The sequence below is a fragment of the Sulfobacillus thermosulfidooxidans genome (assembly GCF_001280565.1).
Taxonomy (GTDB): domain Bacteria; phylum Bacillota; class Sulfobacillia; order Sulfobacillales; family Sulfobacillaceae; genus Sulfobacillus; species Sulfobacillus thermosulfidooxidans_A.
On record NZ_LGRO01000001.1, the window covers coordinates 2,085,989 to 2,099,361 of the forward strand.

At 47.9% G+C, this 13,373-nt stretch carries 14 protein-coding genes; 4 read left to right on the plus strand and 10 right to left on the minus strand.

The window, feature by feature from the left end:
* Positions 1 to 267: 267 nt before the first annotated feature.
* From AOA63_RS10280 to AOA63_RS10285, 3 genes are all read right to left on the minus strand, one after another.
* A complete protein-coding gene (locus AOA63_RS10280; protein WP_053959614.1) occupies positions 268 to 1,521 on the minus strand; it encodes an MFS transporter in 1,254 nt (417 codons plus the stop codon).
* Between the two features lie 34 nt (positions 1,522 to 1,555).
* A complete protein-coding gene (locus AOA63_RS20580) occupies positions 1,556 to 1,696 on the minus strand; it encodes a PqqD family protein (protein ID WP_082343890.1) in 141 nt (46 codons plus the stop codon).
* A 1,298-nt stretch (positions 1,697 to 2,994) separates the two neighbouring features.
* Entirely contained in the window at positions 2,995 to 3,654 is a 660-nt protein-coding gene (locus AOA63_RS10285; RefSeq protein ID WP_197648387.1) for a peroxiredoxin, read from the minus strand.
* Between the two features lie 844 nt (positions 3,655 to 4,498).
* On the opposite strand from AOA63_RS10285, the gene AOA63_RS10290 reads away from it, so the two are divergent.
* Positions 4,499 to 5,422 carry a hypothetical protein gene (locus AOA63_RS10290; RefSeq protein ID WP_053959615.1) on the plus strand — a complete coding sequence of 308 codons (924 nt, stop codon included), beginning with the start codon at positions 4,499 to 4,501 and terminating at the stop codon, positions 5,420 to 5,422.
* A 16-nt stretch (positions 5,423 to 5,438) separates the two neighbouring features.
* Here AOA63_RS10290 and AOA63_RS10295 read toward each other — a convergent pair whose 3' ends face one another.
* The 7 genes from AOA63_RS10295 to AOA63_RS10325 all read right to left on the minus strand — a co-directional run bounded on the left by AOA63_RS10295 (position 5,439) and on the right by AOA63_RS10325 (position 10,472).
* On the minus strand, positions 5,439 to 6,710 hold the full coding sequence (locus AOA63_RS10295) for a 3-hydroxy-3-methylglutaryl-CoA reductase (protein WP_053959616.1): 1,272 nt from the start codon (positions 6,708 to 6,710) through the stop codon (positions 5,439 to 5,441).
* A 106-nt stretch (positions 6,711 to 6,816) separates the two neighbouring features.
* Positions 6,817 to 7,518 (minus strand): hypothetical protein, encoded by a 702-nt coding sequence (locus AOA63_RS10300; protein WP_171822688.1) that lies wholly within the window; start codon positions 7,516 to 7,518, stop codon positions 6,817 to 6,819.
* Positions 7,496 to 8,152, minus strand: coding sequence for an HTH domain-containing protein (locus tag AOA63_RS10305; RefSeq protein ID WP_171822689.1), 657 nt, complete (start codon positions 8,150 to 8,152; stop codon positions 7,496 to 7,498). Before AOA63_RS10305 ends, AOA63_RS10300 begins: the two co-directional genes overlap by 23 nt.
* Positions 8,153 to 8,163: 11 nt before the next feature.
* A complete protein-coding gene (locus AOA63_RS10310) occupies positions 8,164 to 9,243 on the minus strand; it encodes a lipoate--protein ligase family protein (protein ID WP_053959619.1) in 1,080 nt (359 codons plus the stop codon).
* A gap of 111 nt (positions 9,244 to 9,354) precedes the next feature.
* Positions 9,355 to 9,720, minus strand: a complete 366-nt coding sequence (locus AOA63_RS10315; RefSeq protein ID WP_053959620.1) for a DsrE/DsrF/DrsH-like family protein — start codon at positions 9,718 to 9,720, stop codon at positions 9,355 to 9,357.
* Between the two features lie 6 nt (positions 9,721 to 9,726).
* Positions 9,727 to 9,972 carry a sulfurtransferase TusA family protein gene (locus AOA63_RS10320; protein ID WP_053959621.1) on the minus strand — a complete coding sequence of 82 codons (246 nt, stop codon included), beginning with the start codon at positions 9,970 to 9,972 and terminating at the stop codon, positions 9,727 to 9,729.
* Positions 9,973 to 10,031: 59 nt separating this feature from the next.
* A complete protein-coding gene (locus AOA63_RS10325; RefSeq protein WP_053959622.1) occupies positions 10,032 to 10,472 on the minus strand; it encodes a glycine cleavage system protein H in 441 nt (146 codons plus the stop codon).
* 385 nt (positions 10,473 to 10,857) lie between these two features.
* Here AOA63_RS10325 and AOA63_RS10330 point away from each other — a divergent pair, with 385 nt between their 5' ends.
* The 3 genes from AOA63_RS10330 to AOA63_RS10340 all read left to right on the plus strand — a co-directional run bounded on the left by AOA63_RS10330 (position 10,858) and on the right by AOA63_RS10340 (position 13,367).
* On the plus strand, positions 10,858 to 11,226 hold the full coding sequence (locus AOA63_RS10330) for a DsrE family protein (protein ID WP_053959623.1): 369 nt from the start codon (positions 10,858 to 10,860) through the stop codon (positions 11,224 to 11,226).
* Between the two features lie 66 nt (positions 11,227 to 11,292).
* Positions 11,293 to 12,003, plus strand: coding sequence for a 4Fe-4S dicluster domain-containing protein (locus AOA63_RS10335; RefSeq protein WP_082343892.1), 711 nt, complete (start codon positions 11,293 to 11,295; stop codon positions 12,001 to 12,003).
* Positions 12,004 to 12,131: 128 nt separating this feature from the next.
* Entirely contained in the window at positions 12,132 to 13,367 is a 1,236-nt protein-coding gene (locus tag AOA63_RS10340) for a heterodisulfide reductase-related iron-sulfur binding cluster (RefSeq protein ID WP_053959624.1), read from the plus strand.
* Positions 13,368 to 13,373 lie beyond the last annotated feature (6 nt).

Here is a 13,373-nt window from a genome sequence, read left to right on the forward strand (position 1 = left end):
AATGAATATTCGAACTTCATCCGGAATCGTTCTTTAATTATTTGTTGAATAAGAATTTTTTGTTGAATAAGCGAGGACTTTAGAGATCCATTATTAAAGATGACAATGATAGCCGGTTTCATCCCACCATCCACTCTTGCAAATCTAACGCGAAGGACTGAACTAACATCGCAATCGACGACGATAACAAAACAGCTAAAAGTAGAATTGCCTGGGTCAGACTTTCCCGATACGGATAAAATACGTCACAATACCATCTTGTCCTCTTTAATTATTATAGGTTGGCGTGGACCGTTCGCGAGGATCGCCGACGGCTGCCATCATCGCTTCCGACGTAGGCGGCTGGGCCGGAATAAGAAACATGAGACTCAGCAGCAATACCATCGAACCCGCGCCAGCAAATAATGCGGCGATGCCTAACCATCCAATTATCAGCTCCGTGAGCCCCATCCCCACGGGAGTCATCAAGTTCAAGATCCCACTATAGGAAGAAAAAGCACGGCCGCGCACTTTCTCGGGAATCGCTGCTAACAAAGATGACGTCACGAGAGACTCGACCAAACCGATGGTCGTACCAATTCCCGCTGCAATGGCATAAGGCAAGGGAATTGCAGTGACTTGGCCAAACAACACCACCAAAGCGCCCATTCCCGCGAAGGCCCATCCGAGTACGCGCGCCGTCGGCCATCTTTGTGCCCATCCGACCATCACTGCACCCACAATGAATCCAACCAAAAATGCTGTATTGAGCCATCCTAACGTCATAGGCGTTCCTTTTAAAGGCCCGTGGACCCACTGGGGCAATACCATCTCTAGCGGCACAAGCACGAGGTTGGCCATCATAGCTACCAGAACAAATCGCCGGATCCACAAAGATCGCCACAAGACGCGGATCCCGGTCTTCCATGCAGACCACAACGGAACATCCGTGTTTGTTGTGCGAATCGGACCCGACGTGCGAATCAACAATAAAGAGGCCAAAGAAACCAGAAAAGTTAAGGCGTCTATGCCAAACAGAGTGGACGGCCCATACAGGGCCATGAGAATGCCGCCCATGGCGACACCCACTAAACTGGCCAAACCGGATATCGCCTTGAAAATGCCGGTGGCCGAAGGTAATTGGTCGCTGGAGATGAGGGTGGGAATAAATGCCATAAGGGATGGTCCAAAAATCGTCCCGAGTGACTTGAGCACAAAGACTACCACGAACAATATCCCAATCGAAGGACGTTCAATAGAACTAGTCAACCAAAACAGTAGTGAGCCCAACACAAACCGACCCAAATCCGACACAATAATTAGGAAGCGACGATCAAAACGGTCGATCAGCCCTCCCCAAAACAAACTGCCAACCGCCGGCAAAGTTTGAGCCAATCCAATCCACAGAACGTCGACACGAGAATGTGTGATGGTAAGAACATACCAATAAATCGCCAGAGTATAAAAATTATTTCCGACTGACGAGACGAATTGTCCGGTCATCAATAACATCCAGCGCCTATTATGCGCGAATAATTTCATGGGTTCCCCCTACGCAGTGATCTATTCGGACGACTCATTCTTTTCGGACCAAGCTGGAGATCCATTTTTGTAGAAATTTAGCAATGTCCGTGGCGATTTGTTCCGGATTGCTTATCGGGTACTTCTCACAAAATACTTTTACTAATGCCTCAAGAGATGAATTATCATCCAACAACCGCCAAACTAATTCGACAGGGTGGTTATAAGTCTATGTAGAGTGCAGTGCGTCACGAAGTTATATAACCACATACAGTTGTCAGTGCTTTGAGAGCGCACTGCAGAATTCCGCAAATACTTGCGACAAGATTTGCCCAATGGGTCACGTTGACATGAGGAATTTGCAATTCGCAGTATGGGTTGTGGTATAGGTCGTAACAAATGCATTGAAAAGATTTGGCGACACAACATTGTAGCCGTCGGTGTCAATACACAGGAGACCTCCCTTCCATGTTTTCGGGAAATATGATATATTCCAGAAGATTTAATAACCCCACTGAGCCATTTGCTATGATCAGAAAACGGTGAGTCAAGCGAACCCCACCGGGTTTACACGATTATTAGTTTAATCGATTAGGTTACTCGTTGTGATTGTGATAATGTTTGTTCGACAAACACATGGGTTTTACCTTTTAATTGGGAACTCAACAGGTAATTAATTATTCGCCAACATTCGATTTCGCTAATCTCTAAACACGTCAAGTGATAATAAACCCCAGAAATTATTATAGCGATTGATCGCCATGCTCGCCGTGGTGGAATCCTCTCAGATAGAAGGATCTGTCACTCGACATTTTATCTGGGCCATGCGGATTAACCCCTCAATATCCAGGCAAATTGCCTTGTCACACGTAATAGATGACGATGACGACACTATGGGATACATTACCAGGAGATATCGGGTGTGGGTTTCCTTCGCTCGTGACGCGGAGCGAATCGCGTGATTACGGTTCCGAACCAGCTCTGTTAAATGAATATTGTCTCTGTGATTGCCAAAGAAGACTGGTTTTTGTCTGCGCTAACGATTACCGACGTCTGTGCCCACATGATTGTGATGGATCATATCGGGTTTCGCTGCTAAGCCACCGATGAGCGCTCGACTCTGCACCAAACCGTCATCCCACGTCAACCGCATGGCACATGCCCCTCGTTCTGCGCACCAACAATGGCGCCCAATTTATCGCCGAAGCATTTGAAACGGCTGATGCTGTCTATGATGTGGAACCTGAAGGGACCGACCCTGGTTGCGCCCCAAATAACAAGGCATATATCGCATCGTGGCTTTCCCCGTGAGAGCGCGACTGATAAGAGATTTGCGATCCGCCTGGTAACGAATTTTCCATCGTTCTGGCAAATCATACAGAAATATGCAAATATGCACTAGGAATGGTTTGACGCTTACTTTGTGCCAGCAGATAAGAAAATGAGGACGCCATAACCGGTGTCCTCATCTCGTCTCCTATGGCAAAAATTTCTTTACTGCAAGGTTTTGGTACTGAAATACCAATCCTTAATATTCAGTGTTGAGTCTTTTTTGCGTGCGGCTAATTCATCCATGGTGCGGGGCGGTGAGACGATGACCGGATCGTTCGGTTGCCAATTAGCTCCCGTATTTACATGATATTGATCCGCAGTTTGTAGCGCTTTGACTACCCGGATGATTTCGTCAATATTCCGTCCTGTAGTCATCGGATAATAAATCATGAGGCGCAAGATGCCTTCGGGGTCAATAATAAAGAGAGCCCGCACAGCTTGCGTTGTCGCTGCTTTGGGATGAATCATTCCATATAGCCGCGAGACATGCATATCTAAATCAGCAATAATCGGAAATGGCGTCACTTGTCCAAATTTCTCGGAAATCGCGTTAACCCAAGCAATATGGGAAAAAATTGAGTCAATGCTTAGACCTAATAGTTGCACATTCAGCGCGTCAAATTCAGGTTTACGTGCCGCAAATCCCATAAATTCGGTCGTACAGACCGGAGTAAAATCTGCCGGATGCGAATACATCACGACCCATTTTCCCCGGTAATCGGATAGGCGCACACGTCCAAAGGTAGTATCGGCTTCAAAATCCGGAGCCGGTTCATTTAAACGGGGCAATGTGGGATAACTGGTCGTGTCCATCGTTTCCATAGCAACATCTCCTTTATTAAAATCTTTACTGTTTAAGAATAAGTCTTACATATGTCATTGTATTCTTAACGATTGAAAATTACAAGATGCTTATAAAACATTAACATATTATCGAAACTTTAAGTGGGCTTTATCATCATGCGAAGGCCTTATGGTATCAAGATGATAATGTCTAATGCTGCAAGAAGTTCCCGCAAAATATCCAACCTTGTGAGCGATTAATTACCGAGAGAAAAAGATGACCCGTTTCCGGCCATTCTCAAAAATCGTGCCATCATACTAGGTGATAAGCATCTTAGCAAAAGCTGCCTGCATGGATAAAGCATAGGAAGCTTTCCCAAACACTTTCGAGCTTTCACAATCTCTTCAAGTCAAGATTTTCTTCTCGCCATTTTTATGCTCAGGAAATGAAAGTGGAGCAATTGGCAATGAACCGATAACTCTTCCGCTAGCAAAAAAGCGTGGTCGCCCCCGCATATTGAGAGAACAAAGTGCACCCATCACTCCCTCAATCATCCGGTATCTGGCTTACTGCTTACATATCATTTGCAAAGACCCGTAACTTTTAGTATGTTTACAAGTACGTAGGCATATTTTGCCTCTTGGAGGGAGCGGCCTGTGAGAAATTTGGTAGTCCCACCCAAGAACTATCTCACAAGGCAAACGATAAGCGTAAGACGTGATATGATAATGTCCCGGTAACATGACGCATAAAGCATCGTGATGATGCAGGAAGTGGATGGCTGATCAAATCCAGTCATTAGTGTCATTGACCCTATAGGGTATTGGCTATTCGGAAATCTCTTCAAAAAAAATCGCTAGACGGGTGAAAGGACGGTTGCAGGTGATAAAAGTCTACCCACAATTTGAAGAAGACCTGCTCGTACGGTTATTTCATAAAGGCGTGAAGTCACAGTGGACGGTCGAGGATGTCAATTGGGCAGATCCGATTCAATTTAACGAAGAACAAGCCCATGCCTTAGCACGTATGTTGACTCCCGTGTATTTAGGGGAACAGTCCGCCATGATCGGAGCCAGTGTTGCGCTTCCCCAAATGGCCGGAGCTGGGGAAACCACTGCCCAATTATACCTCAGCAGTTTTCTGATGGATGAAGCACGCCACTTTGAGGTGCTCACCCGGCTATACCAACGTCTTCAGGCCGATCCGTTAACGATCCGGCAGATGCCGGAGATGCTGCGTTACCATAACCGTCTACGTAAAGGAGACCGTTTGGATTGGGTCTGGGGCATTTTGATCAGTGATATTTTTGCCAAAAACTTTTATTCGTTATATGCCAAAACGCAACCTGAGGCGCTATTTGGCAAATTATCCGGACGGATATTAAAGGATGAATCACGACATCAAGCTTTTGCTGAGCATTATTTGAAAGGGGCTTTACCCACCGTTCCATTCGAACGGTACAAGGTTTTGCTCGAGATGAAAGACGAACTCTTAATGATTATGGACGCCATGTATTACAGGCTCCGAGACGATGCTGAAAGGGTAGGAATGGACGGTCGGAAATTTTTGGACCGCTTACGGGAAGACATTGAAACCAAGGCACGCCGCATCGGTCTTGATGACTCCAAAGGTCCAGACTCTAGAGAAGGGCGGCGTAAGATCGTGCCGGGCTTTGGCAAGGGCATCGCATCACCAAGCTCGCATTCTCCATTGTCTTTTAAGGCCTTGAAACCTTCCAAATGCACCACGTGTTATTTAGCCCTGTTATGTCAGACACCCTTGTTCCGACGCGCTCAATGTGTCTAAAAGGCATGGAGGCCTTCTAACGAAGGCCTCCATGTTTCCAGTGCGTGCGAAAGAAATTTTCACTGCCGCGACTTGCCATTGAGGCAGCAGCCGAAATTTCTAATGATAAGGTGGCGGCCGCAATTATTTGCGCTAATCGCCTCGCCGAATGAGGACCTTCACACCCCATCATACGCAAATATGACCTAGCATGGGGTAATTTTGTTCCCCCACCTACCGTGCCCACTTCGAGCCCACTCAACGTGATACTAAAGGCAATCCCTTCTGTGACCCGAGATAGCGTAGCATGAGCCATGCTGCTGGTTCCGACCATACCCAAGTCTTGACCTGTCGCAGCAAAAATCGCCGCCACGGCCGATGCCGGGGTAAAGCCAAAGGAAGGCATACCACTATCATGGGCGCCATGGAGTCCTGTCCACTCTAAAGCCTGAAGATTTTCCGCAGTGGTATTTAAATAACGGCGAATAATATCATCGGGAATGATGCTTTCCGCCACGACCGTCTTCCCATGCCCACCGTGAAAATATTCATAACTAGGTTTTTTATCTCCGCCCATATTGGCCTCTAAAAAGATGCTATGCGGCGCCAGACCTTGTACCTCAATTTGCTCGACAATATATTCATTCAAGGCGTACGCGTTTCGTGTAATCATATTCGGACCGCAAGCTTCTTGCGTATCAAATCCGTAAAGGACATGGCAGACAGGGCCCACCACATGTGTGCGGATATTGAGGAGGGTAGCATGAGAAGAAACCTTTGCAGAACGTTCGCCCGGCTGAACCACCTTATCGGCATGAAGGGGATTGTTAATCCACGCCTTCAAATCGTCCTGATGTGCCATCACCCATTCATGTAAATGGATCGCATCTTGTGTCGTGTCAAACACAAAAGCACAGTCCCTGGTCATCTCATCGCGCAATACCCAAGTCTTAATGCCGCCAGCCAAGCTGCTGACATGGGAACCCCGCAACATCGATTCGGACAGTCCCCCTTCTGTATGAGCCAAGGGAACAAAAACGTGATCGATTTGTCGTTGCACTTCCTGCAACTGACCATCATCACGGCGCTCATATAATCCCATTTCAATCGTCATGGGCCCAACCACACCGACTGGCAAGACCATTTCTCCGGTCAAACACTCTTGAAATGATCCTAAAGTTTCAGCCCCCACAGACCAGGAAAAGATGCGTCTTTGGTCCTCCGCGGTCATCTGCGGCAACTGCGCCAGGATCGCCTGACGCTGCTGGATTGCCGACAGATGATTGCGATGAGACCAGCGGAATTTCATCACTCATCGACCCCTTCTTAGACATTCTTTTCTATTGTAACAAAGAATGCTCAGAAGTCTGAAAGGAATCCCGCCCGTACCGACCAAGAATGCGAACATCTCCTCATTATCCTACCAAGGTGGCAACCTTTTTGCGGAAGGCGTGAAGATATTGCCTGGCCTCTTGAACAGCTTGCCCCTCATGATCCCAGTCGTGTCCTAGACCCCGAATGCGGTGATATTCCCAATGGTCAGGAAACCGGCTTACCCCTGTGGCCAGAAGAAAAAATTCCTCAATCCAGTTTGCGCCGATAACCTGATCATGATCGCCATGCAAGAGCAAAACATGGCGGGAACCAATGCGGGGCACCTTGTAACTGACGTCCCAATCTAGCAACGTCTTTTTCACCGGATCAGCAGGCCAATCATAATAGGGATGGCGGTCCTTAAGAAATTCTAAATGGGGTGTACTGCCGATAGCCACAATTCCCCGCACCGGAGCCTGCCGGTTATCGGCACAGGCCCATAAAGCCACCAGCCCTCCAAGTCCAAGACCAATGAGCAAGGACGAATCAACCGTGTCTATCCATTGCCCCACGTGTTTTCTGGCGTCTGTAAGTACCTGAATATATCCATCATAAAACACGTCGGGAACGGCGAGGCGCTCCTGTCCCCCCAAGTTGAGTACGGCAATCTGTTCATCGTCATGGGTTTTGTCTTCAAATCCTAATGAGGATACCAGTGAAGTCGATACCCTTTCAGGAAAATCACTAATAATCAAAATCGATTCCTTGGTCCCATCCGGATTATTCATAAGTATCTGTGCCACCTTCCCTAGATGGTATGGGGGGTGAAAAACGCCCTGTGGTCTTAGCCCTCCCTGCCATGGACTCATTTTGGTCTGTCACCGTTTTTTGTGGAATGAAAAATTGACAGACCCCGGTTTCGGCCCGGCTAAAATGAATGGCCGGAGCCTTGAAATGTTTGGAAAAGGTGCGGGCCTCGGCCTGACAAACCAGTTCTGCGTCTGGAGTATTCGGTAACGGACATTGGCGCATCGTGATCCACCACCCATTCGGGCTCTTTTTCCAATCCATGAGCACCGAATCCTCTTGGCTTAACTGTTCTAGCGATTGATCAATCGACTGACCGTAATATTGATCGGTGAATTGTTCTAAAACCTTTCCGAGAAGATCCTTTCCTCCAACTTTCTCAATGGCTCTAAGCAACTGAGGAATCGCATGAAACTCTTCATCCCGGGGTAAAACACTTTGGTATACCCCGGTATGATGAGATCCCGGAAGTAAGGTCATAGATACCCGGTTTTCTTTGACCAGCTGGTGAAGATGACGCTGAATATGGCGGCGGGAGACACCAAAAATCCTTTGGAGTTGTTCCGTCGTAACCTCTTTGTGTTGATCAAGATATTCTAAAATACGCTCGCGAAGGGATGATGGCATCATATCGCCCTCCATCATTTGACTGGCGTGGACATATCCGGCGTGATCGACACCTTTTGTTGATAAGCTGCAAGAAGATCATCGGGTGTTAATCCTGTAATCGGGTGACGAGCAAAACTCCCCTGAAGGCGTTCAGGGAACTCTCGAACCCGTAATGGGGTTTGAGTCAGGTCCTGTGTTAACCGGGTTAAAGCATCTGGGGGCTCAATTAATAAATCGCCACCGAGCCAAATGTTTTCAATCCACCCGTCCGCTTCGAGCCATATCATGCGAATCAGTCCCGTGGGCGTTTTATGTAAGCCTTCGTAGAGGTATACACCGTCTTTGATTTTCCGCCCGGGAGTAATCCATCCCTCATTTTGGAAAACAAATTTCGGATCGAAAAGCTGTACTGCTAAACGTTCAGCTTCCGCTTCTTCTTCAGCGGTCAAAACATCTTCATGAGCCGGGCTATCGAGCAAGTTCACAAATTCTTCGGTGAGTACCGCCATCGCCTCTTCCGGTGTCGGAAGATTGGTTCCAAGTTCATCTTTCATCGTCGTCATATAGTCTTTGAGTGATTGGATCGTCTTATCCCGGAACTTCTCTGACGGGACATTTAAGACGTTTGCCATCAACTCGCGATCAAAATCAAACATCCAACTGCCGACGAAAACCATGCTTTGACCAATACTTGCGGCTCCCGTTCCCCCAATCTTCTTCTGTCCGACAACAATGTCGTTCAAAGGCCGTTTCTCTGCTGCAATACCAAATCGTTGATAAGCCGAAACAGGTGCTGGTAGCAGCGCAGCATAGAGATCTTTAATGGCTGCATGGGCGCCAGGCAGAATCAAGTGCCAAAACGTTTGATGAGAATCCAGTAAGACCGCGCCCCCGCCTACCAACCGGCGCGCAATCGGAATATGATGAGACTCACAATAGGGCACATTTAATTCCCGGTTGGCCAATTGATGGTATCCAACTGACACAAACGGCCCATTTGGTGTCGACGACACCAAGACCATTTCGTCCATGGCATTAGCAACCTTTGCCACGGCATGAAATACCGATAATGACCGGGGAATGGAGACACGTCCTAAATGAATGACTCGCATTAAGCATTCCCTCCATTCACATTACACCCATCCACAGGCATCCGGTGGATTTTAGGGCACGGGATAGGGTCGGTAGGCTTCCCGTGCTCACGCATTTTGGGAAGACGATGATTAGAACGACAAAACCAAATCCGACGCTAACGCTTCTTCATTGACAAAGGTCCCTCCCACAATTCCGGAGACACTGTCAATGAGATCGTCTTTAGTCATATCATTCAGATCTAAAGACGGTGTGCACACTAAAAATTTTACGCCAGCATCTAACGCCTGGTCGATAAAATATTGCAGGGTCTCACCGCCTTCTTTCACATAAAGATTTTCCGCGACCCCTTTCTTCATCAGTTGCGTCCCCCGCATGGTAAACAGCATCGTCACTTCATGATCCAATAAGCATGCCGCAGTCGCCAAAAAAAATGGGGACGCCGTACGTTCGGGAGTATCGGGTCCTGATGTTTGAATGTACAAGATTTTACTCATGATGATTTATCCCTCCTGGGCTTTGAGCCCCACCTTTTCAATCCGAAAGTGAAACTCGTTTCCAACCTTTTCGGCTTGTAACAACTTATGACCCGTCCGCTTGGTCCAGGCTTCAAAATCTGCCACAGCGCCGGGATCGGTCGCTAACACGACCAGTTGATTGCCGGCTTGAAGCTGGTCCATCGTCTTTTTGGTTTTGACGATGGGCATAGGACATGACAATCCCCGCACATCAAGAACATGCTCTTCCATATTGTTCCTCCTTGTGTATACATCCCTAATTCTTACCGGTAGATGATTACAGATTCTTCTCAGCTATGATGGCACGTAATCCCATCTTGCAGAATTTTTTGTTGGTATAACGACACCGCTTCCTCTCCAGTCACTAAAAGAGCCAAATCTTCATCAGCGGACGGCGCGTGTAATCGAAATAGCCACGTGCCATACGGATCGCGATTGAGACTTTCCGGATCGTTTTCGGCGTCTTCGTTAATTTGAGAAATGACGCCTGCGACCGGCGTCGAAACACCGCCAACCCACTTTCCGCTCTCCAACGTCGCGGCACTCGCGCCCCGCTTCAGTTCTCGTCCCACTTTCTTAATGCGACAGACAAGAATCTTACCGGCCAACGCCTGAGCCGGATCGGTAATGCCGACTTCAATCTCGTCGCCAGCAAGACGTTTGGCCCATACATGTTTATCAATCCAGTAATAACGATCTTCTGGAATATTGCACTCTGATACGGTAGCCATTTTCGTCCCTCCCACGCACCGGTTACATGATGGTTGTCACCACCTTCATTGTGGTGCGCTAAGGTCATTCTTTGCCAGATGGCTACACTTAAACAGGTCCGAAAGCACCCCGCCTAGAGGACCATATGGCCCTGGCTATGACGCTTTGTGAATGCCCTCACCAATTGAAAACGTCAGATTGTGGCGTTTTCCCTACTTTTTGATTTGGCCCATATGACGCATTGTCTCTTTGCCTTTTTTCTTAACTTTGTTAATTCAAATTTAATTCGTACCCAATAGTCATTTAACCTCGTTCAATGCCGTGATACGATGACGGCGATCGGATCTTGGTTCGAAAGAACCATGTAATGGGAGCAAGTGGAACCGACTAGAAAAGAGGCTGATCATGGCACGTTTTGTCTATGTTCAAACTCGCGGAATTGAAGCCCCAGAACGCTGTTTCACCGTCTTTTTCATGGCTACTGTGGCAAAGGCTATGGATGATGATGCCGCCATTATTTTTACGCAAACTGGGCTTTCGATATTTACCCAAGGCTTTGCCGACCATGTGCTGGCTCTAGATGGCAGTGGGAAAACTCTGACGGATTTCATCCGTAATGCCAAAGACCAAGGTGTCACATTCTACGGTTGCCGACTCAGTTTACCCCTGGTTCAGATTGAGCCGTCTTCCATCGAGTGGCCGCTCACGTGGATTGGGGCCGCTGATTTCCATTCGCTCCTACTCGAGGCCGATCGTGCCGTTTACTTATCCTAGGTACCTGATAACGGTTCACTGCGGATACATCCGCACGAACTGGTTGGAAATAAGGAGGTGACCCGTATGAGCGAAGAAGCCGTCATGCCCCACTTACGCCTCGATCCGGATGATGTCGGGGACCAAGATGCCGAAAGTCTATTACAAGCCATAAAGAGTGACTTGCGCTACGAGGAAGTCATTCATGGCTGTCTCAACTGCGGTGTCTGCAGTGGTTCTTGTCCCTCTCACCGGTTCTTTGACTATTCTCCCCGTATTGTTGTGCAAACAGTATTATCTGGCGACGCACAGGCCGTCAAAGACATGATGGATGAGTATATCTGGGCTTGCGCGCAGTGTTATACCTGTGCAATGCGTTGTCCTTTTCACAATTCTCCGGGCGGGTTGGTCATGATTATGCGAGAAGTTGCCGTATGGCGAGGGATGGAAGCGGTCCACCGTTTACTAAAACCCTATGGTCGGGTGTTGTTAAAAGTCTTATCCATTGGCAATCAGCTTACGCCGGATATGATTCAACCAGATTTCTTCCCGGACTGGGGGCCAAAGATCCCTTGGAGTTCGACCGATCTCGCCATCAAGCGTAAAGCTATCCCGGTGTACACGCTGCAAGTCACAACATCGGCATGGCGTGTGTCTCCAGAAACATCGTATGAACTCTACACCATTTATGAAGAAACTGGGGTATTTCGCTTAATCGAACAAATCGACCCCAACCTTTATGAAGTGGTCTCGGATATGGTTGAAGACCTGCGCGATATGGTGGAATCCACTCGCTAAGTTTCTCTTAACCATTACTGGGACTTGTCACTCATTTCCATCGAGTCTTGATTGTTCAACGGTTAGATAGTGACTTCGTAGATTCGCATAAGTTGAGCCAGTTTAACACAGTTAAAGGAGGGAAATCCATGGCAACCAGTCCGATTAGCGATAAGGTAAGAACCAGTGGGTGGGAATTTGTCACCAAGACGGTAGACAAAAGGGCCTTAATGAAAGCCCAACCCAAAGACCCCCGCGAAGAACTTGCCGAACTTGAAGCCAAAGGGGAAGTCAAGGTTATCCATATTACCGAGGAGAACCGGCCCATTGAAGTCGAAACCTTATTAGGACGCACCAAACGCATTCCCACGAATAAGCTTTGGCACCACAAATCCTGTGGTCAATGTGGCAACATTCCGGGCTATCCGACCAGCATCATGTGGTTTATGAATAAGCTCGGTCTCGAATATCTTGATGAAACCCATCAAACCAGCTGCACAGCATGGAACTACCATGGTTCTGGCACCTCAAATCTTGTCGCATTAGCTTCTGTCGCCGTTCGCAATTGGCACCGTGCTTATGAAACCGGATATTACCCGTTAATTCATTGCGGTACCTCATTTGGCAATTACAAAGAAATGCGGAACTTGCTAATTGAGCACAAGGATTTGCGGGATGAAGTACGCCGGATTATGAACAAAGTGGGCCGTGAGCTGGTAATTCCCGAAGAAATTGTCCACTATAGCGAGTGGCTTCACGTGTTACGTGATAAAATTGCGGCCCTCAAAGTGCATGATGTTTCCCACATTGTGACCACTGTGCATCCTGCGTGCCATGTGTGGAAATTAGTTCCGGAAGATGTCATTTACGATCCCAACATTTATGGAGGAGAGCGTCCTGCCCCCACAACAGCCATCCTCTTAGCCTTAGGAGCTCAAGTGGCCGATTATTCCACTTGGTATGATTGCTGCGGTTTCGGCTTCCGCCACATCTTGACCGAGCGTGAATTTTCCCGATCATTCTCCTTGGAACGCAAGATTAAAGTCATGGTGGAAGAAGCCCACTCGGACGTTGCTATCACACAAGACACGGGATGCACCACCACGCTTGACAAGAACCAATGGATCGGCAAAGCCCATGGCTATAATTACGAGCTTCCGGTTATGGCCGATGTGCAATTTGCGGCATTAGCCGCGGGAGCCGATCCCTATAAAGTCGTTCAAATTCAATGGCACACTTCGGGCTGGGAGAAACTGCTCGATAAGATGGGCATCGATTGGCGGACCTCCAAGGCCCAATATGAAGCGTATTTGGAAGAACTCAAGGCGGGACGTGAACCCGAACAATTGTATGTTCCCCCGCTTGAGTCATTAAATCTCCACTAAAGGAGG

What these genes read in the sequence shown, in the direction of transcription:
- AOA63_RS10280 (WP_053959614.1), bottom strand. Translation starts at nt 1,521, where the DNA reads ATGAAATTATTCGCGCATAATAGGCGCTGGATGTTATTGATGACCGGA.
- AOA63_RS10285 (WP_197648387.1), bottom strand. Translation starts at nt 3,654, where the DNA reads ATGGAAACGATGGACACGACCAGTTATCCCACATTGCCCCGTTTAAAT.
- AOA63_RS10295 (WP_053959616.1), bottom strand. Translation starts at nt 6,710, where the DNA reads ATGAAATTCCGCTGGTCTCATCGCAATCATCTGTCGGCAATCCAGCAG.
- AOA63_RS10305 (WP_171822689.1), bottom strand. Translation starts at nt 8,152, where the DNA reads ATGATGCCATCATCCCTTCGCGAGCGTATTTTAGAATATCTTGATCAA.
- AOA63_RS10310 (WP_053959619.1), bottom strand. Translation starts at nt 9,243, where the DNA reads ATGCGAGTCATTCATTTAGGACGTGTCTCCATTCCCCGGTCATTATCG.
- AOA63_RS10315 (WP_053959620.1), bottom strand. Translation starts at nt 9,720, where the DNA reads ATGAGTAAAATCTTGTACATTCAAACATCAGGACCCGATACTCCCGAA.
- AOA63_RS10320 (WP_053959621.1), bottom strand. Translation starts at nt 9,972, where the DNA reads ATGGAAGAGCATGTTCTTGATGTGCGGGGATTGTCATGTCCTATGCCC.
- AOA63_RS10325 (WP_053959622.1), bottom strand. Translation starts at nt 10,472, where the DNA reads ATGGCTACCGTATCAGAGTGCAATATTCCAGAAGATCGTTATTACTGG.
- AOA63_RS10330 (WP_053959623.1), top strand. Translation starts at nt 10,858, where the DNA reads ATGGCACGTTTTGTCTATGTTCAAACTCGCGGAATTGAAGCCCCAGAA.
- AOA63_RS10335 (WP_082343892.1), top strand. Translation starts at nt 11,293, where the DNA reads ATGAGCGAAGAAGCCGTCATGCCCCACTTACGCCTCGATCCGGATGAT.
- AOA63_RS10340 (WP_053959624.1), top strand. Translation starts at nt 12,132, where the DNA reads ATGGCAACCAGTCCGATTAGCGATAAGGTAAGAACCAGTGGGTGGGAA.